The sequence below is a fragment of the Halobacillus shinanisalinarum genome (assembly GCF_022919835.1).
Taxonomy (GTDB): domain Bacteria; phylum Bacillota; class Bacilli; order Bacillales; family Halobacillaceae; genus Halobacillus_A; species Halobacillus_A shinanisalinarum.
Genome location: NZ_CP095074.1, coordinates 4,211,044 through 4,230,292, shown reverse-complemented (window position 1 = coordinate 4,230,292; position 19,249 = coordinate 4,211,044). Strand labels below are relative to the sequence as shown.

Sequence of the window (19,249 nt, the reverse complement as noted above, 5' to 3'; positions counted from 1 at the left end):
GTGAGGATTCAAAATTTTTAAAACTCGTTAAACTGAAACGACAACAGCGTAACCTTTGATCAATTAGAAGAATCAAAAAACCTATCCCAAGTAAACCTTAGCGATAGAAAGACTTAATAATTGTAATTTAGTGGCTGGGACATAACTAGCCGAAAATAGTAAAAAAGGGTTCCGATCATCAAAATTCGATGATCGGAACCCTTTTTTGTTGAATGAATCTCATGCTTGGTTGGGTGGCTTCCGTTCCTGGCCGTGTAATTTCTCAAGTTCACGGCCACGAAGGCAAAACCTAATTCATTTTCAACGTTCTCGTTGCCCCTAACGGATATACCATTGAAACACAAATTAAAACGAATTGATTGGGATAAAAATCAGATTCGCATCGATCAATCTATTGTCAGAGGTGAGAAAGGACGTGCGCTTATCAAGGATCCAAAGTCCTTCACCTCTACTCGGGTTGTAACAGTACCTACATCTGTTATGGTTTTAGTCAAAGAACTGTACATGGAGAATCTTCGTCTGAAGATGAAGGCCGGAGAGTATTGGCAAGAACATAATCACTCATGGCTCTTTTGTAATGAAGATGGTACCCACTTCTACCCCACTACTCCAACGACCTGGTGGCGGAGATTCACCAAAAGAAAAGATATTCGTATAACGATGGATACTTATGGACATGTGTTAGAAGCAGCTGACCAGGAAGCAGCCAACAAAATTGATAATCTATTTTCGAAGCGAAAAGAAGTCTAATTCAAAATTCCGGCAACAACTCGGCAACAAGTGCTGTAAATAAAAGAAGTGACGCGGCCTCCTCCTGTTAGGAAACCGCGCCACTCCGGCACTTTGATGGATGATTCCGATTGGGCTCGAACCAACGACCTCCACCCTGTCAAGGTGGCGCTCTCCCAGCTGAGCTACGGAATCACATTATGTAACATTTTGTTGTAAGGACAAGTACTAATATACATGGCTATCGTATCGATGTCAACGATTTTTCAGTGTTTTTTATTTTATGATAAATTTCTTGCCTTTCAAAATGATCGATTCTCCTTTTTTTCAAAATTATATGATAAAATAGAAGTGATACGTTTACATGATTTACGAGGCGGTAATTTCCATTAGCAAACTTGCTCGGATGTTAGGAGGTGGTCAAATGGGGAGAGACGGTACGATGCAGGAGTACAGCATCAATAGCCAATATTTAAATGAAGAAATGACGTTAAAAGTGTACACACCCAAAAACTTTTCGCCACTATACAAATACCATTTCTGCATTATGCAGGATGGAAATGACTACTTTCAGATGGGACGGACTGCAACTCTGAGTGATCAGCTTCATGCAGATAAAGAGATTGAAAATACGATTTTTATTGGCATTCATTATCATGATAAGTTTGACCGTCGGGATAAGTATCATCCTGATGGAAAAAAACAAGGTGACTATGTTAACTTTTTAGTAAGGGAGGTTGTTCCTTTTCTAGATGAAGAACTCCCAGGCTTTTATATGGGAAATGGACGCACACTTGTTGGCGATTCATTAGCTGGTACACTGGCACTAATGACAGCCACACGTTTTCCAAATGTATTCGGTAACGTCATTATGCAGAGCCCATATGTAGATCCTCACGTTATGGAGGTCGTAAAAATGGCGCGGGATCTATCATCGCTGTCGATTTATCATACGATTGGAAATAAGGAGAATTCGGTATCAACCACAGATGGGGCAACAAAGGACTTCTTAGAACCCAACCGCCGTCTAAAAGAATATTTATCACAGCAGCCTTTATCTTATATTTTTCATGAGCTCGACGGTGACCACACATGGAAGGCGTGGCAACAGGATTTAAAACGAGCTTTACAAACGATATTTGGCTAATTGCCGCAAGTAGCGTGTAAATGAATGAATCAGGAGGGATTAATCGAATGAAATATGGTATAGCAATTTTTCCATCAAAAAAAGTACAGGATGAAGCAAACTCTTATCGTAAACGTTACGACCCACATTATGCTCTGATTCCACCGCATATTACTGTTAAAGAACCCTTCGAAACAGATGAAGAGGAACTTGAAGCAACGATTATTCCTGAATTAAAAGAAATTGCCAAAAGTACAGCTTCATTTTCAATAAAAATATCCAAAGTAAGTTCTTTCTCACCTGTTACCAACACTATTTACTTAAAAGTTAATCCATCTGATGAAATTGTGGAACTCAATCAGAAGCTACACGAAGGAATTATCCCTGATAATAAGGAGTATTCTTTTGTGCCTCACATCACGATCGCTCAGAAGCTTTCTGATGAGGAGTTTTCGGATGTGTATGGGAGTTTAAGTATGGATAGTTTTGATATTGTAGACAAAGTTGACCGTTTTCAACTTCTTTATCAATTGGAAAATGGAGCTTGGAGCGTATATGAAACTTTTCGGCTTGGTGAACACTAATGCTTGCCGATATTCGGAAGGTAACAAATTATGAAGAACTTAGCGACGCCTACCATGTTCGGCGTAACGTTTTCATAAAAGAACAAGGGGTTTCGGAGACTGACGAGCACGATACTTTCGAGGAGCAAGCAACACATATCGTTGGTTACTTTAATGGAGAACCGTTTGCAGCTGCTCGACTCAGATTTATTGAAGATTATGCAAAGCTTGAAAGAATTTGTGTAGCGAAACCCCACAGAGGTCATTCCTTTGGCAAGCAAATCATTCACTACATGGAAACAGTGATTAAAGATGAAGGGTATTCAAAAGCTAAACTTAACTCGCAAACTCATGCAGAGGGTTTTTATGAAAGTCTCGGGTACCATACTGTCTCGGAAGAATTTATGGATGCCGGCATCCCTCATGTAACGATGATTAAAAATCTATAAACAAATGATCTGCCTGTTCTAAAGGGCAGGTCTTTTTTTGTATAAAAGTCTTCTTTCTCGTCTAAAATGTTAGCTAGACCAAAAAGTTTGAGGGACAGGTGATGGTATGGAATATTTTCAAATGTTCACAGATATTATATTCGGGTTCATTGCCCTTTTTCTAATAACAAAAGTACTCGGGAAAACGCAAATCACCCAAATAACGGCTTTTGACTTTATCTCCGCATTAGTTTTAGGAGAACTCGTTGGGAACGCGCTTTATGATGATGAAGTTAGTATTGTCAAGATTGCCTTTGCGGTGATCCTTTGGGGTATTCTTATTTATATAACTGAAATGATTACCCAAAAATTAAAAGGGTCTAGAAGCTTACTTGAGGGCAGTCCCTCCCTTGTGATTCATGAAGGGAAAATTATGAAGAAACAACTGAAGAAAAATAAGCTGGATATTAACCAGCTCCAGCATTTATTACGCAGTAAGGATGTTTTTTCTATAAAGGATGTCCAATTTGCGGTTCTTGAAACGGACGGTACGATCTCCGTATTGAGGAGATCTGACAAACAGACTCCGACAAAGAAAGACCTGAATCTTCCTTTATCAGCCGTTTCATTGTCTAGCATTTTTATAAGTGATGGTGAAGTTCTCTGGGATAACCTCAGAGAATCAGGGTTCGATGAGAGTTGGCTGGAGACAGAATTACGCAATCAGCACATTTCTCGTGTAGACCAGGTGCTTATGGCCGAATATACACCAGGGGAACAACTTTTTGTCATGCCTTATTGAATGGAAAAAACATCCATCTGTATTCATCTATCTTATCATTCACCCTATCCTGTTTCTTCAAAGCTACTAAATAAGCTGTGACAGCCGTTTTAAATAAAAGCCATTGAGAAAATTGCTGAACGTTTACACTATAGTAACTGCACATAGCTGAAACCATTTGTTCATGGCTTACGCCTTCAGGGTAATTTTGCAAGTAAGCTTCCATCCACTGTAATAATTCGTTATGGTAATGAATATTAGCCTTGACTGTGTCTTTGAAGTTTTCTTCATATAAACCATGTCCTGGCAAGGCCCCATCACAAGGAATATTCAGAAGCCTGTCTAAGCTTTTAAGTGTTGCATCTGTATCTGTCACATAAGGGATTTTATGATTTCGCAATTGCGATTCACTAAAGTAAGAATCAGCCGCAAATAAGACTCCTTTTGTAAGAAGAGCGAGTTGATGATAGCTATGTCCCGGCAATAAATACGTTTCAACATGAAGGGACCCGATTTGCAATGTTCCTTCAGTTACAGCCTGATCCACATGCATCTTCGGACCTTGCAAAAATTTGTTTTGCAGCTCTGGTAAAGGGTCATTTCCGCCAAACAAATACAGAGGTTCAAGCAGTGGATTTTGTAAAATAGCTTCTTCGAACACAGGGGTAATTGTTTTTAAGTTAAACTGTTCTTGAATGTAAGCAGCGCCACCATAATGATCTGCATGGGCATGAGTAATAAAAAGATGCGTCAACGGAAGCTCTCTTTTCTTGAGTTCCTTAAGCATCTTTTTTACTGAGGATGGATCAATCCCTGTATCAATCATAAGACCTGTTTCCCCATCATGTACATAACCAATATTAACAGCACTATTATAGTAGTAGCAGTGAGCGTTGATTTGTTCAAATGACATAACAGAACCCCTCATTTTATAAAAGAATTGAAAATTATTAGAAAAAACCTTTTACTATATCTTTTCGCTAAAATGAAGCCCCTTTCCTGTAATCCTGGAATAATATTTTTCCTGAAGACCCGGAGGAACATTCAGATTGCGATAATGAACGGTAGCAGGGGTATATAAATTCTGTTGCTTCTCTGTGTATGCTTTTCGTTTCTCTGCACTGGGCTCGTGGTCATCTTTTAATTTGTGATCCAACGCCACTTTAAAAGCAGGTTCTAATAAAAAAGGAGAGCGCTTGGTTTGTGTGGTTCTTTTCTGATAGTCCATATATTGATAATGTGTAATCGGAAGAATATACCCGATAATAAACCTCCTCCCTTCTTATTAGATTCATACCCTATTTTAAATAATGTATTCCTCGCCTTTGTTCATTTATTCAAAATAATGATCCAACTTTTTCATTTGTTTGTTCAGTTCACTTTCAAGCTTCATCATTCTTTTCGAGAATCGTTGTTCCCATGCATCAAAATCATGTTGCCATCCATTAAATCGCTTCTCCGGTTGTTTAATGACGCCATTTGAGCGTCTCATTTCTTCATCTATTTCTCCTAACAATTTAATGAGGGGTTTTCGTTTTTTTACAATTACCGTTCACTCCATTCATAAATAATTGATTGCAGACCAGCTATAGCCAAAACTAAGAGTGCCACCTCTCCATAAGGAACAACTAGGTATATTCCCGTCATTAATAAAGCTGACCAGACTCCCACACACCACTGGCAACTAATGAGTTCACCGATCATCCCCTCAGGTTCAAGCCATTCCTCTTTATAACCATTGTTATCCATGGTTGTAACGACTTTTAAAAAGGGCTGCCGTGCCCATTCAAAAATGAGATCATCAACAATAAGGTGTGTAAAGCGAAAACTGGCAAAAATTAATATCAGTAAATCGAACCATCCAATATCCATCTCTAACCCCTCCCTCTCTCGTAAGAAAAAGGCCACTACCAGGTAGTGGCCTTAAAATGAATTAGAGCCAGGAAAAGCCTCCGCGGAAACTTGATTCGTCATCATGATGTTTTCTTTTGTCGTCCTCTTCATCACGGTGCCTTCTACGCCCCCAAATAATGGATCATTACGCTTATGATCATTACGATCATCGTCTTCCTGCGGTTCAACATAAACATTATCTGCCTTTATAATCAGGTCTTTAACATAGATCACTTTTTTCTTCTCAGACATTTACTTCATCTCCTTATTAAAAGTTCATTGATATTTTATGGTTGATTTCATTACTCTGTATAGTCTATAGCCCAATCCTTATGAATTCGATGCCAATTCTTATAAATCAGTCAGCTGCCCACACCGTAAGGGCATAATTACATAGTCTATTAAGGACATCACGTCAATACGTTTGGAAATTAGAAAGGAGATAAACGCATGGGTTGTAAAGAGAAAGAAAGAGAAAAAGATTATGATTTCGATAAGTGCGACTTCGAAAATTGTGTTTGCGATATTCTTAGAGATATCAAAGCAGCACAAGACGAAGTAGCTGGAGACAACTGTTGTGATTATGGATGCAAACAGTCGATCGATGATTTGGTAGGCGGTGCCATGGGAGGCAACGGTCGTGACACAATCCCTGTTATCTTATACTGTGAAGGAACATGTAAACCTTTTAAAGGTTTCGGAGGAAAACGTTGTGAAGATGATTTCAATAATTTCGATGTAAAAGAAAGCTTCTTCTTCCGTGTAAAAGATGTAGATGACGATTGCTGCGCAACATTGGAGTTGCTTCTTTCACCAGAGACTGGTTCAGATTGTGGCTGTGAATGTCCTGCAGAGCAAGAGACTAGAGATCTGAGTGCTACAGGAATTTGTATAACAGTCGATTTAAAATGCTTCTGCCATGTAACTTGCTTGCCTGCAATTTCTGCACTATAATTATCCAAAAAAAGCAGATTGTGATTATACACTTATAAAGGTGACTTCGGTACTGAGCCGTAGTCATCTTTTTTATCATTGTGGTAGTCTTTCATTATAGTATGTCTGTTCGTTACTTCCATGGCTTTTATTTTTTCTGAGTTTAATTCCCTAGTTATTAAGCTTACTTAAATACCGAATAAATCATGACTGATTTCATTTCAGATAAGCTGAATATGCAAAAACCCAGCATCCTACAAGTTCCTCTTTTGCTTAATAATCTATTCTATGAAAAATTGAAAAGCAGATGGCGGTGTTTGTACGACATCTTATCAAAAAAGGCGCTTGTCTAAGAGATTACAACCAAACACCTATTCTTTTTCTATTGATGCTGCCACCATGAGAAACAGGATAATTGTTTCAAGGCCTCATGCTCTCTCGCTGCCTTTATCGTTCGAAATTCAACCCTGCTAATGTGCCAAGTACGAAAAAAGTTAGTATATACACTCTCCCTTTTCAACTATGAATAAAAAAACAAATAAAAAAGAGATGCCTAACTTTAAAAGTAAGGCATCTCTCTAAGATAGAATGAGCCCTCATCTTTGAGAACACACTATCATTTCACAACTCTATATCATTACAAAATACCTAATCTAATCACCAATGCAACCAATACTTGTAGTGCTACTTGAACATTAACTGCTACATCTGAATCGTCTGTCGTTACAGTTACTCCACGTGAATTTTCAATATAAGTTTGTTGTCTATTTACCTGGCTTGATTTTAATTGTGAATTCAGGTCTTGTGTTATCGTGTTCGCCTTCTCACTATCTGCAATCGATATGCTGACAATTAGTGCAATTGCAGCTTGAATAGCCACCTGAATATTTACTGCTACCTGAGTATCAGATGTGCTTACATCGATATCACATGAATCCTTAATAACAATGGATTCAAAGGATTGTTGGACATTTTTCAATTGAGCATTCGCATCTTGGTTGATAGTATTACCAAAAGGATGGTCCATTGTTGGGTCTAGGGCGTTCCATTCACATGGTTTTTTAGGGCATTCTCCCTTATCCTTCTTACACGTGTCCTTATAACACTTATCGTCCCACTTATCTTTACAACACGTATTATCTTGGTACGCGTCTTCATAACACGTATCGCCGCACGTAACTGGTGATTGTTTTTGAGGTTTACAAGCTTCTCTTTCTAAATTCATGATTTGGCATTTTCTATCATAACTTGACATTGCCATATTACCTCACCTCCTTCTTGCTATTTAATATATCTTACGTTGGTAGCTCCAAAGGGGAAGGGTGATTGTCTCGCCATGTTCACCTATTTTCTAGCTTCATTAATCGATTAGAAGGAAAAGATAAACGATGCACGTAAAAATTCGCAGCGGTAGATGAAGCGAAGAGTAAATTAAGAGGTTAGCCTACCTTAGGCCAACAGACTTCATCAAGCCCAAACGTCAAAAACCCAGATAATCGGGTGAAATTATCCGGGTTAGTTGCTCCTAATAACCATGCTCACAAAGGGAGAATATTATTCTTTTTTATCTTTGTCTTTTTTCTTAGTGAATGCGTCGACACTTTCCTGTAGGTTATTGACGATTCTTCTTAATTCTTCTTTTTCTTTAGAGTCTATTTTTTGTGGGTCTAACTTTACCCCATGTTTTTTTAAGGTTGAGCCAACGATCATATCTACAATTTGACTTGAGACGTTCTCAAAATCCTTATTTTTACTCAATAAATCCACCTCCTATTTTATTCTTATATAGTATATGTTTTACGAATAATAAGAGTGTTACTGATAATAGTCTATTTTCACCTGTGTGACCACCATTTACTTCTCACTAGAGTGGAAGGGTTTCTTAAGATTTCAACAAAAACTATCTCAAAAGGTTGATCCATCTTTTTAGGAGGATTGCACAAACTTTTCTTCGAACTCAAAAGGAAAATAAAAAAGATGACCTCGGCTAAGGACCGAGCTCACCTTCTCAGTGGATAATTCTTAATCTTTTTTATACTGCTCATATTAGAAGTTAAGTGCGGCATTCCTCTATGTTCTAAAAACCTAGTAATCGAATGGATTGAATATTCTCAAGTGCGACTTCGTTATGAAACGGCTTCTGAAATGTCTTCATATAAACCATACCCTTGTCATACCTCTGTATATACCCTCGGAATTGTCCTTCCTCTGATGTGCTTACTTCACACTTCATTTTAGGAACTTGGGCCGGCAAACTAATAAAATAATTTACTTTTTCTTCAATTGTCATGTCACGGAACTTCTGGCGACGATCACGGTTGCTTTCCGCCTTCTTGTTTTTTTCATTGTGATTAACCTCAGCCTTTGCTTCTTCAACCTTTTGTTGTGGTTGTGGTTGTGGCTTTTGCTTTGTATTTTGACTTTTGGGAGTTCTTTGGCGTAACTGTTTCTCAAAACTTGAATATCGTTGACTTGTAGGTTCATTTTTGGGTTCGCTTTTTGGTTCGCTCTTCGGTTCACTTTTCGGTTGGTTCTCTTTTGTTTCACTGTGGTAGCTCGTTTGCATCGATATTTCGACTGGCTCTAAGTGAGGCTGTGTAATATACAGAACAGGAGGCTTAGCGTTTTTCCTTCTATTTGCCATTAGAGATCTCTCCTTCTTCATTTGGTCGTCATTCTATGTATATGCCTATATAGCATTTCATGTGCACAAACTGGTATGCCCTATGTTCATTGTTTAGGGGATCATTATAGGACACTAGCCACTCTAATCAATATTCACCTAAGTTGTTTTTATAAATGTCAAAACAGCCCGAGATAATATTTGCGCATTCGATTTTACAACTATAAAAGAGGCCTGGTTCTAATGCTACTCATTAGAACCAGGCCTCTTTATTAATAACCTACGATATTATATCCGGAATCACAGTGAATCACTTCACCAGTAACCCCTCTTGCCAGGTCACTCATCAAGAAATAAGCTGTATCGCCCACCTCTTCTTGTGTAACAGCACGACGGAGCGGTGCACGCTCCTCAATTTCAGTTAAAATTTTGTTAAAATCGCCGATTCCCTTCGCCGACAGCGTTCGGATCGGTCCTGCAGAGATGGCGTTCACACGGATCTTATGTTTTCCAAGGTCATTCGCTAAATACTTCACACTAGCATCCAGACTCGCTTTAGCTATCCCCATGACGTTGTAGTTCTCGACTACTTTTTCTCCGCCGAGGTAGGTAAGCGTAACAATCCCCCCGCCTTCAGACATGACTGGCTTGGCAGCTCGTGCTACAGCAGTTAGTGAGTAAGCACTGATGTTGTGTGCGGTAAGAAATCCATCACGACTCGTGTCCAAATATTCTCCTTTTAGTTCCTCACGGTTTGCGAAGGCGATACAGTGTGCTAAGCCATGGATTACTTCTACATCATTTTGAATCGCTGCAAACGTTTGGTCAATCGCCTCATCATTCGTAACGTCACATTCGTAAAATAATGATTCAGGTCCTTCAAGTGTGTTCGCTAAGTCGCGGACAGGTTTTTCAAATCGCTCGGAAGCATAAGTGAAAATCAGCCGCGCTCCTGCTTTATTTAAGGATTGCGCAATCCCCCATGCAATACTGCGTTTATTGGCAACACCCATGACAACATAGGTACGCCCTTCTAAAGATCCTATCATAAACAAATCCTCCTTGAGTTTTTCTACTAAGTATTATGGTTTGTTATTATTACCTGCTGCTATTTTATAACACATAATTTGAAATTACAATTCTTGATCAATAGTCTCTACCCGTTAGATAGGCGGTTAACAACCGATTGCCGTGGTTTCCAATTACGCACGGTGAAAAAGTTTCTCTCCGCAATCCCCTGCTCAGGATAAATTAGCTGAAAAATAAAGAAATCCCGGCTCCTTTGTGTGATAAGGACCCGAGATTTTTTAGTTATATAAGCAGATTCATAAATGCTGTGGCCATCCCGAAATAAATCAAGATTGATATAATATCATTGATCGTTGTAATAAAAGGCCCTGAAGCAACGGCCGGATCAATATTAAAACGATGCATCACAAGCGGCACAAGTGACCCTGCTAGTGTGGCTACAATTAAGGTTGCCATAATCGACAGCCCTACTAATAGTCCTAGAAAAAAGTTATTTTGCCAGAAATAGACCACAAGTGTAATGATAACTCCGCAGCTTATCCCTGTAATCAGACCTGTCCCCGCTTCCCGCATAATCATCTTAAACTTACCTTGCTTATCAATCTCACCTGTAGCAATTCCGCGAACAGCTACAGCCAGCGCCTGTGTTCCCGTGTTTCCAGCCATTCCGGCAATCAATGGGATGAAAATAGCTAAAATCGCTACCTGATCTAGAGTATTTTCAAAACGACCAATCAAGCTTGCTGTTAAACTTCCGAGAAACAGGAGGATAACAAGCCACGGCAGCCGTTTTTTTGCCGAAGCAAATGCGTTTTCATCAGGAGAGTCTACATCGGAGATCCCGGCAAGCTTAGAATAATCATCGCTTGCTTCTTCTTCCATGACATCCATAATATCGTCAACGGTAATAATCCCAAGTAAGTGGTCTTGAAAATCGACAATCGGCAAAGCAAGAAAGTCATAGTCCCGCATCATCCGGGCAATTTCCTCCTGATCCTCGCCAACAGGGGCAGAAACTACTCGTTCACTCATTACATCAGATATATACCAGTCTTCTTCTGATATAATAAGATCACGAAGAGAAATAACACCAACTAAGCGTTTATCTTCGTTAACGACATAGGTGTAATAAATCGTTTCCGCATCAGGCGCTTCTTTTCTTAAATGAAGCATTGCCTCACGTATTGTCATGCCCGCTTTCACGACAACGAATTCAGTCGTCATAATTGAACCGGCTGTTTTTTCCTCATAATGAAGCAGGTCTTTAATTTCATCTGCAGAACTGTCATCCATGATCGTTAGGAAACTGGCCACTTTATTTTTATCTAATTCATTAAGAATGTCGACCGCATCATCTGTAGACATCTCAGCGAAAACTTGGGCGGCAAATCTAGGGTCCATTTCAGTGAAAAATGGTTCAATTTCTTCAAAGTCCATATGTTCCATAACATCTGCAACTTCTTCAGGGGATAAGTACGTATAGATTTGCAGCCGAACGTCATCAGCTACCCCTTCAAAGATTTTTGCCTGGTCATATGGGTGAAGTTCAAGAAATTCAGCTCTAAAATGGTCTATCTGATCATTAAGAAGAGCATCTTGAATCGTTTGCCAAACATCCCGGCGTTCTTGATCGTCTAAGTGTTCCATACGTTTCCCTCCCTTTCGTACTTCAAAACTTGTTTTATATTAATTGCACGTCACACTTTTGTCAATGAAAGTCGATTCTTTTTCTAAAATGAAAAACGTGACTTAAAAAAAATCGTTGAATGTTGTACACTTACTATTATAGTGCGTGTTCAAAAAGTTGCCAAATTAGAAACAAGAAGTTCGAGGCGCGAAATTTTTGAGGACCACAGCGTATGTTTCTCATACGTGAGGACCGGAAAAACCGAGCAACGAAGAAATGCACCGTTTATCATTTGGTGACTTTTTGAACATCCTCTTATACATGATTTAACAGACTGATTTAGAGAAAGGGAACATACATGAATGAAAATCAACATACCTCACCAATAGACTATACGATCATCTTCGTTGTTATTGCGCTCGGAATAGCCAGTTGCTTCACTTTATATACGTTAGACCCACTTTTAGGACCTGCTGATCAAGGTTCTTATCTGAAACAAATGATTTGGTATCTATTAGGCGGAATAGGTGCCGCCGTTGTTATGATCATGGATTACGACCGCCTTCATCATCTCGTTTGGTTTTTATATGGATTCGGTGTCCTCATGCTTTTAATGCTCTTTTTCAACTTTCCCCCACAAATGATAGTTTCTTCAGGGGAGCAACAAGTTGGTTTAAGCTTCCCGGAGGTGTCACCTTACAGCCGGCTGAATTTGTGAAGGTGTTTTTGGTTATTACATTGGCGCACATCATTGTTATACATAATGAAAAGCATCGGGCGAAGACAATTAAATCTGATTTTTTATTACTGGGAAAATTGGTCGGTATTTCTCTCCCGCCTATGGGGTTAATTGCTGTCCAGCCCGACCTTGGCTCCTTTCTTGTTCTCGTCGCCATTACTAGCTTTTTAATTCTTATATCAGGTATTCAATGGAAAATTCTAATTTCCATACTTACAACGGCTTTATTGTTCATTGGGGTCACTATATTAATGTTTTTTTTAAATTTTACTAGTGTCACAAACTACTTAGAAGAATCTGTATTTGCCCACGTAGATTCACGATTTTATGGGTGGCTACAGCCTGAACAGTACGCACAAGGTTACGGTATGCAGCTGATTAAATCGATTACCGCGATTGGTTCTGGACAACTTACTGGTAAAGGGATACGAAACTTTGAAGTGTCCGTTCCCGAGCGTCATACGGATATGATCTTTACAGCAGTGGCGGAACAGTTTGGTTTTATAGGGGCTAGCTTAGTATTAACCTTATTCTTTTTACTTTTATACAGGATGATTCAAATCGCATTAGAAAGTAACGATTCTTTTGGCAGCTATATCATTGTAGGGTTCGTCGGTATGATCACCTTCCAAGTGTTCCAAAATATCGGGATGTCCTTACAATTACTCCCTATCACAGGATTACCCCTTCCTTTCCTAAGTTATGGGGGGAGTTCTACACTTGCCTATTTGCTTGCGATTGGAATCGTATTGAATGTTAAATCTCGAACTAGAACGTATATGTTTGAATAAATGTACAAGAAGGTGGAGAAGCTTTTTATGGCTCCACCTTTTTATATATCCGTTAGTATGCTATGTAAAAATAAATGAGGGGGATGTGAATGAAGGTAGATGTGATAGGTGATGTTCATGGTTGTCATGATGAACTTACTTCTTTATTTAATAAGTTAGGATATCAGTGGAAAAATGAGCTGCCTCTCCACCCTGATGGCCGCGTCCCTGTCTTCTTAGGCGACATCACAGACCGAGGCCCCCGCTCGATTGACATGATTCGGCTCGTCCATCGCTTAGTTATTGATCAGGAGCTTGCCAAATATGTTCCTGGGAACCATTGCAACAAATTATACCGGTTTTTTCTTGGCAATCCTGTTCAAGAAAAACATGGACTGGAAACAACGGCAGCTGAATACCGCAACCTTTCAGTAACCGACCGGAAAAGTATTAAACAAATGTTCACTAATTTATATGAAATGGCCCCTCTTTACCTGGAACTTCCTGAACTAAAAGCAGTCGTAGCCCACGCTGGCATTCGAGCAGAAGATATTGGGAAGAAGAATAAACAGATTAAATCGTTTGTTCTTTATGGAGATACTACAGGAAAAAATCTTCCTGATGGTAGACCAGAGAGGAGGGACTGGGCTCAAACGTACAAAGCGGATACTTGGGTGGTCTATGGGCATACACCAGTATATGAGCCCCGATTCGTCAACCGAACAGTAAATATTGATACAGGTTGTGTATTTGGCAATCAACTCACCGCTTTCCGCTTGCCCGAAGAGGAAATTGTTAGTGTTCCTTCATCGATGCCGCTTGTAAAAGAAAAATTCAGTTATCATGCATAGAAAAGCCAGCAGCTTAGATGGCAAGATCAGGTGGATGTCTAAACTTGGGAAGAATCCCCGCTATTTTGGACAGGATCTCCTGGAATTTAGTTAGAATTTTCCGACTTTGGTCAGAATCACCGTAATCTCAGGTTGACTTCACGGTAAAAATAAAAAGCAGTCCCTATTCATTCAGAAAAGGGAGCTGCTTTTTTTATTCTTGTTTCGCCCATGATTTTGGCGGAGTGGACTGAAAACTGAGTTCTTTTCCCGAAGAAGGGTGTACAAACGTTAACTGATGACAATGCAAGGCATGTCCCTCCCCCTTATGAGATTCACCATAAAGCGTATCTCCAATAAGTGGATGACCAATTGAAGACATATGCACTCTAATTTGATGCGTCCTCCCTGTCCGCAAATCTAGATGCACTAAACTTGAAGAATGAAAACACTTCTCTACCCTATATTCGGTCAGCGCTTGTTTTCCAGTCGACGAAGTTTCACGCTCTATAATTGAGCCTGCTCTTCTCCTTATTGGAGAGCAAATTACGCCCGTCCGAGGGGCTGGGCATCCTTTAACAAGTGCGGTATAACACCGTTTGATAGGACGCTCTTTCGTTAGTTTTCCGTGGCTGTATTGATGTTTTGCAACTAAGAGCAGGCCGGACGTGTCGCGGTCGAGTCTCGTTACAATGTGCACAGTATAGTCGTAACCCTGCGTGTCATAATAGTGTACAAGTCCATTTGCCAACGTCTGGGAAGGATGGTTAGCCGAGGGGGATACTGCCAACCCGGATGGCTTATTAATAATTAGTACGTCATCATCCTCGTAAATAATCTCCAGCGGGATAGGTTCAGGAACAAGCACATCTGCACGTTTTTCTAGTGGAAACAGAACCGTAAGCTTATCTTCGCTTGTAAGTCTTGTCCAAATAGGTGCTGGGCCATCATTGACTAAAATCAGCCCTTCTGCCTTCACTTTTTTCATAAGCTGCCTTGAGAAAAGTACTCCATCCACTAAATAATCCTTTACTGTTCTCCCTTCAAACTTTTGAGGAATGAACCATGTCTTCTGATAAGGCATTAGGAGGAATAATCATCGGATACAAAAGAATCGTGTACCCTTTTCCAAAATGGGAAAGGCCTGAAACGTGCGAAACGCACCCTCTCTCTTGCGACTCGGCATTGAATGGATTTTACATCTTTATACGTTCTTGTAATGTGATCAATCGTAAACAAAAAGCTGCGCTCATTCAATGGTTTTAATAAGCATGTGTGATGGCCTGGTAAGATTAACGGTGAGCCAATCGTCCGAAACACGCGGTTATTAATCGATGCCATCTCAGCAATTTGGATCGCCTCAAGTGAGGGATGAAGGATAGCTCCGCCCAGGGCTTTATTATAAGCGGTGCTCCCTGAAGGCGTAGATATACAAAGCCCATCTCCCCGGAATGTTTCAAAGTGATCTCCTTTTATATCAATATCAAAAACCACAGAACCTTCTGAGGTTTTGATCGCGCACTCATTTAATGCTAAATAGCGATCCTCTTCTTCACCACTCTTTGGCCTAATAATCACTTCAAGCAGCGGGTACTCAACAACTTGAAAGGGGGTCCGAGCAATTTCGATGATCAGCTTCTCAAGTTCCTCAGGCATCCAGTCTGCATAGAAACCCAAATGCCCTGTATGAACACCAATAAAGGCCGTTCGATCAAGACGGTGTACATAAGTATGAAAGGCCTCAAGTAACGTTCCATCTCCCCCAACTGAAATCGCAAGGTCGGGTTCCTCATCATCATACTCTAATTTGAATTCAGTCAGATAGCTTTTAATTTTTGTGCGAATCTCATTTGATTTTTTGTCACCTTTTGAGAGTATAGAAAACTTCATTTGTTTGGCCACCCCTCTACGATTTCTTAGTTGGTCTCTTTTGATCTTCTTTACGATTGAAAATTTTCTGAGCCTCTTGAATTTCGTGTTTAATCTTTGACATTTCTTCATCTAGCAAAAATGCAGCTTCTGCTGCCCGTTTTAAACGTACTTTTATATCTGAAGGAATTTTTCCTGCGTACTTATAGTTAAGGGAATGCTCATTTGTCGCCCAGAAATTCATCGCCAATGTGCGGATTTGTATTTCAGCTAACACTTTTTTCTCCCCATGAATTGTTTCAACAGGATATTTAATAATCACGTGATAGGATCGATAGCCGCTTTCTTTTTTTTCACTAATATAATCCTTTTCCTCAACGATATCGAAATCCTTACGATTGATTAACATATCAACAACAGAATAAATATCGTCTACAAATTGGCAAACGACTCTTACCCCGGCAATATCCTGCAGCTCTTCTTCCATGTCTTCAGGGTCGATGCCCCTTCGGCGAGTTTTTTCAATGATACTTGTCTTCGGCTTTACTCTTCCAGTGACAAATTCAATAGGAGATTGCTCGCGCTCGTATTCAAATTGTTGCCTCATTCCTTTTAATTTAACCTTAAGTTCGTCAACTACTTGCGTATAAGGTGCTATAAAAATATCCCAATTCATTCGAAGATAACCACCTTTATGTATCAATCTGTATCGTATATATGTGTGTTTAGACTCAAAAACATTGTATCACAATCTCACTTTATCACCAGAATTTAACTCAGGTGATCAATGGCTAACTTTTGCAATTCTAACCTAATATAAACCATAATTAAAGAAGAGGTGACACATTATGGCTCAAGAAATCGAAATTGAATTTAAAAATTTATTATCCGAAGATGAATATCAAAAACTGTATACTTACCTGTCCTTCGAAACAGTTGAACCGATCGAGCAAACGAATTATTATTTTGAAACAGAGGATCTCAAACTGCGAAGTAAGGGTGCAGCTTTAAGAATACGGCAAAAGAATGATACATGGACAGCAACCTTAAAGGAACCCCATCCTGATGGTCTTCTCGAAACACATGATCAATTGCCGAAAGAAACAGCGGATCTCTGGATGAACAATCAATTTTCGGATGCTCCCCACGTAGAGAAGCAATTAAATAAGCTCGGTATTTCTCCAAGCGACCTACTTTATATCGGTTCTTTAACTACTCACAGAAAAGAACGCCAGTACAAAGATACGCTTGTCGTTTTGGATCATAGTTTCTATTACGATGAATCTGATTATGAGTTGGAATTAGAAGCATCATCAAAGCAACAAGGTGAAAAAATATTTGCTGAACTTTTAACGACCTATCAAATCGCTAAAAGACAGACAGAAAATAAAATAAAAAGGTTCTATCAGGCTAAACTAAAATCAGAATAGTTGCCGTTCACGTTCAGCGTTGCTAAAATGAATAAACAGACAAGGAAGGGATCGTATGAATGATAAGCCTGGCAGCATTTACGAGGCTATAGGTGAAGATAAGATCAATGTGCTGGTGGATTGCTTTTATAGTCACGTAAGCAAGCATCCAGATCTTATCCCTATATTCCCGGAAGATTTAACGGAAACCGCCCGCAAGCAAAAACAATTTTTAACGCAATTTTTTGGAGGTCCCCCTCTATATATACAAGAGCATGGCCACCCTATGCTAAGAGCACGACATCTCCCTTTTGTGATTACACCTAAGAGAAAAGACGCCTGGCTGTCCTGTATGGCAAAAGCTCTCGAGGAAGCTGATATTCAAAACCCATATCGTCAAGCCATGTTCGAACGCTTAACGATGACAGCCAATCATATGATGAATACACCAGAAGATGAGAAAGGAGAATCGATGTGAGTTGGAAAAGCATGAGCAGCTCTTCAGAGAAACAGGAAACCGCAAGCGGGTTTTTTGACCTTCTAAAGCGGCCCATTGAGATATATGTTTTTATCGATCCCCTCTGTCCTGAATGCTGGTCACTTGAACCGTTCTTAAAAAAGCTCACGATCGAATATGGACGCTTCTTTACCATCCGCCCAATTATTAGCGGCAATTTAGCATCATTTCAACAATTAAGATCAGAGAAACGCGAAATTCTTAAGAAAGTATGGGATAAAACAGGTTCACGCACTGGGATGTGTTGTGATGGAGACGTATGGATGGAAAACCCCGTCTCTTCCCTTTGGTAACTGCTTTAGCTGTAAAAGCAGCCGAACTCCAAGGAAAGAAACCAGGTATGCGCTTTTTAAGAAAAGTGCAAGAATATGTATTCCTGGAAAGAAAGAATATATCAGATGAAAATGTTTTGATTGAATGTGCAAGTAAAAGCCACTTAGACGTAGATGAATTTCAAAAAGACTTGCATGCTGATGCTGCACGAAAAGCACTTCAATGCGATTTAAAATTAACGAAGGAGATGGATGTGGACTCTACACCAACCATGGTCATCTTCAATGAATCCGAAGAGGATGCGGGCCTTAAAATTACTGGACTTTATTCATATGATGTTTATGTCAAAGTTTTAAAAGAAATGCTTCAGAAGAACCCAAGGCCTGCTGGGAAGCCTGAACTGGAAGATTTCTTATATCATTATCGATTTGTAGCAAATAAAGAAATTTCCGTTGTCTATGATTGGACGGAGCAGCAAACAAAGAAAGAATTGAAGAAGTTAGTATTGCGGCAAAAAGTTCGCGAAGTTCCTGTTAAACACGGGACATTTTGGGAGTATATCAGTTCTTAACTTGTTACAGTGCAGAAGTATGAATAATGAACGTATGTAGGAAGCATTAGCACATGACTGCTAATGCTTCTTTCTACTTTTTTAGGGGTATTGGCAGATCAGCACAGTCAAAGTTGTGAATTTATTCACTAATTAATTATATCAACCCATACATAGATAAACAAGATTCACCTGGCATTGTTCACAATGTTGTCAATAGACATAGTTTTGATTTGAAAGAGCTGTTCTGATTTTCAAATTAGCTAATAAAATAGTGACAAAGGAGGTTTCTGTAATGAAACGATGGGTAATTTTGGGCTATATCCCTTTATTTATTTTGTTAATCATGTTCCACATCTTTGGATTAATGTTTCTGTTTCCATTATACATTACTGCCCCTCTCCTTTTCGTTTCCATTTATATGTTTATTGCTCTCATTTATCATCGAAAAAGGTTTCGTGGGTTTATAAAATGAATTGTCAGTAAGTTTTAATCTTAAAAACCAAAAAATATCCCGCATCACCATGAAGTGATACGGGATCATTTACTTTTAAAAGGTT

The 19,249-nt window shown here is 39.4% G+C and carries 24 protein-coding genes, 1 tRNA gene and 1 pseudogene; 13 read left to right on the top strand and 13 right to left on the bottom strand.

The features are described from left to right. Nucleotides 1-333 precede the first annotated feature (333 nt). Complete coding sequence (locus tag MUO14_RS21030) at nucleotides 334-750, top strand: site-specific integrase (protein ID WP_244752467.1); 417 nt, start codon at nucleotides 334-336, stop codon at nucleotides 748-750. 101 nt (nucleotides 751-851) lie between these two features. Here the strand turns inward: MUO14_RS21030 and MUO14_RS21025 are convergent. Further along, nucleotides 852-924, bottom strand: a tRNA-Val gene (locus MUO14_RS21025). A 229-nt stretch (nucleotides 925-1,153) separates the two neighbouring features. On the opposite strand from MUO14_RS21025, the gene MUO14_RS21020 reads away from it, so the two are divergent. The 4 genes from MUO14_RS21020 (at nucleotide 1,154) to MUO14_RS21005 (ending at nucleotide 3,648) form a co-directional block, all read left to right on the top strand. Next, a complete protein-coding gene (locus MUO14_RS21020) occupies nucleotides 1,154-1,876 on the top strand; it encodes an alpha/beta hydrolase (protein ID WP_244752466.1) in 723 nt (240 codons plus the stop codon). 47 nt (nucleotides 1,877-1,923) lie between these two features. Continuing rightward, nucleotides 1,924-2,439 carry a YjcG family protein gene (locus MUO14_RS21015; RefSeq protein WP_244752465.1) on the top strand — a complete coding sequence of 172 codons (516 nt, stop codon included), beginning with the start codon at nucleotides 1,924-1,926 and terminating at the stop codon, nucleotides 2,437-2,439. After that, nucleotides 2,439-2,867 (top strand): GNAT family N-acetyltransferase, encoded by a 429-nt coding sequence (locus MUO14_RS21010; protein ID WP_244752464.1) that lies wholly within the window; start codon nucleotides 2,439-2,441, stop codon nucleotides 2,865-2,867. Before MUO14_RS21015 ends, MUO14_RS21010 begins: the two co-directional genes overlap by 1 nt. Nucleotides 2,868-2,973: 106 nt before the next feature. Further along, on the top strand, nucleotides 2,974-3,648 hold the full coding sequence (locus MUO14_RS21005; protein WP_244752463.1) for a DUF421 domain-containing protein: 675 nt from the start codon (nucleotides 2,974-2,976) through the stop codon (nucleotides 3,646-3,648). Here the strand turns inward: MUO14_RS21005 and MUO14_RS21000 are convergent. From MUO14_RS21000 to MUO14_RS20985, 4 genes are all read right to left on the bottom strand, one after another. Then, nucleotides 3,635-4,540 (bottom strand): MBL fold metallo-hydrolase, encoded by a 906-nt coding sequence (locus MUO14_RS21000; protein ID WP_244752462.1) that lies wholly within the window; start codon nucleotides 4,538-4,540, stop codon nucleotides 3,635-3,637. The genes MUO14_RS21005 and MUO14_RS21000 overlap by 14 nt on opposite strands. A 420-nt stretch (nucleotides 4,541-4,960) precedes the next feature. Continuing rightward, nucleotides 4,961-5,119: a hypothetical protein gene (locus MUO14_RS20995; protein ID WP_244752461.1), complete on the bottom strand. Its 159-nt coding sequence runs from the start codon at nucleotides 5,117-5,119 to the stop codon at nucleotides 4,961-4,963. A gap of 53 nt (nucleotides 5,120-5,172) precedes the next feature. Next, nucleotides 5,173-5,499 carry a DUF1360 domain-containing protein gene (locus tag MUO14_RS20990; protein WP_244752460.1) on the bottom strand — a complete coding sequence of 109 codons (327 nt, stop codon included), beginning with the start codon at nucleotides 5,497-5,499 and terminating at the stop codon, nucleotides 5,173-5,175. A 51-nt stretch (nucleotides 5,500-5,550) separates the two neighbouring features. Further along, the gene (locus tag MUO14_RS20985) at nucleotides 5,551-5,772 is read right to left on the bottom strand and encodes a hypothetical protein (RefSeq protein ID WP_244752459.1); all 222 of its coding nucleotides are present in this window, start codon (nucleotides 5,770-5,772) and stop codon (nucleotides 5,551-5,553) included. A gap of 198 nt (nucleotides 5,773-5,970) precedes the next feature. On the opposite strand from MUO14_RS20985, the gene MUO14_RS20980 reads away from it, so the two are divergent. Beyond that, nucleotides 5,971-6,474: a CotY/CotZ family spore coat protein gene (locus MUO14_RS20980; RefSeq protein ID WP_244752458.1), complete on the top strand. Its 504-nt coding sequence runs from the start codon at nucleotides 5,971-5,973 to the stop codon at nucleotides 6,472-6,474. A gap of 616 nt (nucleotides 6,475-7,090) precedes the next feature. Here the strand turns inward: MUO14_RS20980 and MUO14_RS20975 are convergent. From MUO14_RS20975 to mgtE, 5 genes are all read right to left on the bottom strand, one after another. Next, nucleotides 7,091-7,480 (bottom strand): spore coat protein, encoded by a 390-nt coding sequence (locus MUO14_RS20975; RefSeq protein ID WP_244755711.1) that lies wholly within the window; start codon nucleotides 7,478-7,480, stop codon nucleotides 7,091-7,093. A 527-nt stretch (nucleotides 7,481-8,007) separates the two neighbouring features. Then, the gene (locus tag MUO14_RS20970) at nucleotides 8,008-8,211 is read right to left on the bottom strand and encodes a hypothetical protein (RefSeq protein WP_244752457.1); all 204 of its coding nucleotides are present in this window, start codon (nucleotides 8,209-8,211) and stop codon (nucleotides 8,008-8,010) included. A 319-nt stretch (nucleotides 8,212-8,530) separates the two neighbouring features. Then, nucleotides 8,531-9,097, bottom strand: a complete 567-nt coding sequence (locus MUO14_RS20965; protein WP_244752456.1) for a CotO family spore coat protein — start codon at nucleotides 9,095-9,097, stop codon at nucleotides 8,531-8,533. A gap of 251 nt (nucleotides 9,098-9,348) precedes the next feature. Further along, on the bottom strand, nucleotides 9,349-10,125 hold the full coding sequence (gene fabI, locus MUO14_RS20960; protein ID WP_304654199.1) for an enoyl-ACP reductase FabI: 777 nt from the start codon (nucleotides 10,123-10,125) through the stop codon (nucleotides 9,349-9,351). A 262-nt stretch (nucleotides 10,126-10,387) separates the two neighbouring features. Then, nucleotides 10,388-11,752: a magnesium transporter gene (gene mgtE, locus MUO14_RS20955; RefSeq protein ID WP_244752455.1), complete on the bottom strand. Its 1,365-nt coding sequence runs from the start codon at nucleotides 11,750-11,752 to the stop codon at nucleotides 10,388-10,390. A 338-nt stretch (nucleotides 11,753-12,090) separates the two neighbouring features. Here mgtE and MUO14_RS24890 point away from each other — a divergent pair, with 338 nt between their 5' ends. From MUO14_RS24890 to prpE, 3 genes are all read left to right on the top strand, one after another. Continuing rightward, nucleotides 12,091-12,450 (top strand): hypothetical protein, encoded by a 360-nt coding sequence (locus MUO14_RS24890; RefSeq protein ID WP_396265739.1) that lies wholly within the window; start codon nucleotides 12,091-12,093, stop codon nucleotides 12,448-12,450. Then, entirely contained in the window at nucleotides 12,447-13,262 is an 816-nt protein-coding gene (locus tag MUO14_RS20950; protein WP_396265738.1) for an FtsW/RodA/SpoVE family cell cycle protein, read from the top strand. Before MUO14_RS24890 ends, MUO14_RS20950 begins: the two co-directional genes overlap by 4 nt. 89 nt (nucleotides 13,263-13,351) lie before the next feature. After that, nucleotides 13,352-14,092 (top strand): bis(5'-nucleosyl)-tetraphosphatase PrpE, encoded by a 741-nt coding sequence (gene prpE / locus MUO14_RS20945; protein WP_244752454.1) that lies wholly within the window; start codon nucleotides 13,352-13,354, stop codon nucleotides 14,090-14,092. Nucleotides 14,093-14,285: 193 nt separating this feature from the next. Here prpE and MUO14_RS20940 read toward each other — a convergent pair whose 3' ends face one another. The 3 genes from MUO14_RS20940 to MUO14_RS20930 are packed head-to-tail and all read right to left on the bottom strand — an operon-like array spanning nucleotide 14,286 to nucleotide 16,616. After that, nucleotides 14,286-15,155, bottom strand: a complete 870-nt coding sequence (locus MUO14_RS20940) for an RluA family pseudouridine synthase (RefSeq protein ID WP_244752453.1) — start codon at nucleotides 15,153-15,155, stop codon at nucleotides 14,286-14,288. Beyond that, on the bottom strand, nucleotides 15,155-15,961 hold the full coding sequence (locus MUO14_RS20935) for an NAD kinase (RefSeq protein WP_244752452.1): 807 nt from the start codon (nucleotides 15,959-15,961) through the stop codon (nucleotides 15,155-15,157). Before MUO14_RS20935 ends, MUO14_RS20940 begins: the two co-directional genes overlap by 1 nt. A 16-nt stretch (nucleotides 15,962-15,977) precedes the next feature. Then, nucleotides 15,978-16,616, bottom strand: a complete 639-nt coding sequence (locus MUO14_RS20930) for a GTP diphosphokinase (protein ID WP_244752451.1) — start codon at nucleotides 16,614-16,616, stop codon at nucleotides 15,978-15,980. A 172-nt stretch (nucleotides 16,617-16,788) separates the two neighbouring features. Here MUO14_RS20930 and MUO14_RS20925 point away from each other — a divergent pair, with 172 nt between their 5' ends. From MUO14_RS20925 to MUO14_RS20910, 4 genes and pseudogenes are all read left to right on the top strand, one after another. Further along, a complete protein-coding gene (locus tag MUO14_RS20925; RefSeq protein ID WP_244752450.1) occupies nucleotides 16,789-17,370 on the top strand; it encodes a CYTH domain-containing protein in 582 nt (193 codons plus the stop codon). A 55-nt stretch (nucleotides 17,371-17,425) separates the two neighbouring features. Then, a complete protein-coding gene (locus MUO14_RS20920; RefSeq protein ID WP_244752449.1) occupies nucleotides 17,426-17,827 on the top strand; it encodes a globin domain-containing protein in 402 nt (133 codons plus the stop codon). Beyond that, nucleotides 17,824-18,710: pseudogene (locus MUO14_RS20915) on the top strand (ClpXP adapter SpxH family protein). Before MUO14_RS20920 ends, MUO14_RS20915 begins: the two are co-directional and overlap by 4 nt. Before the next feature lie 274 nt (nucleotides 18,711-18,984). Then, entirely contained in the window at nucleotides 18,985-19,164 is a 180-nt protein-coding gene (locus tag MUO14_RS20910; RefSeq protein WP_244752448.1) for a hypothetical protein, read from the top strand. The last annotated feature ends 85 nt before the right edge of the window (nucleotides 19,165-19,249 follow it).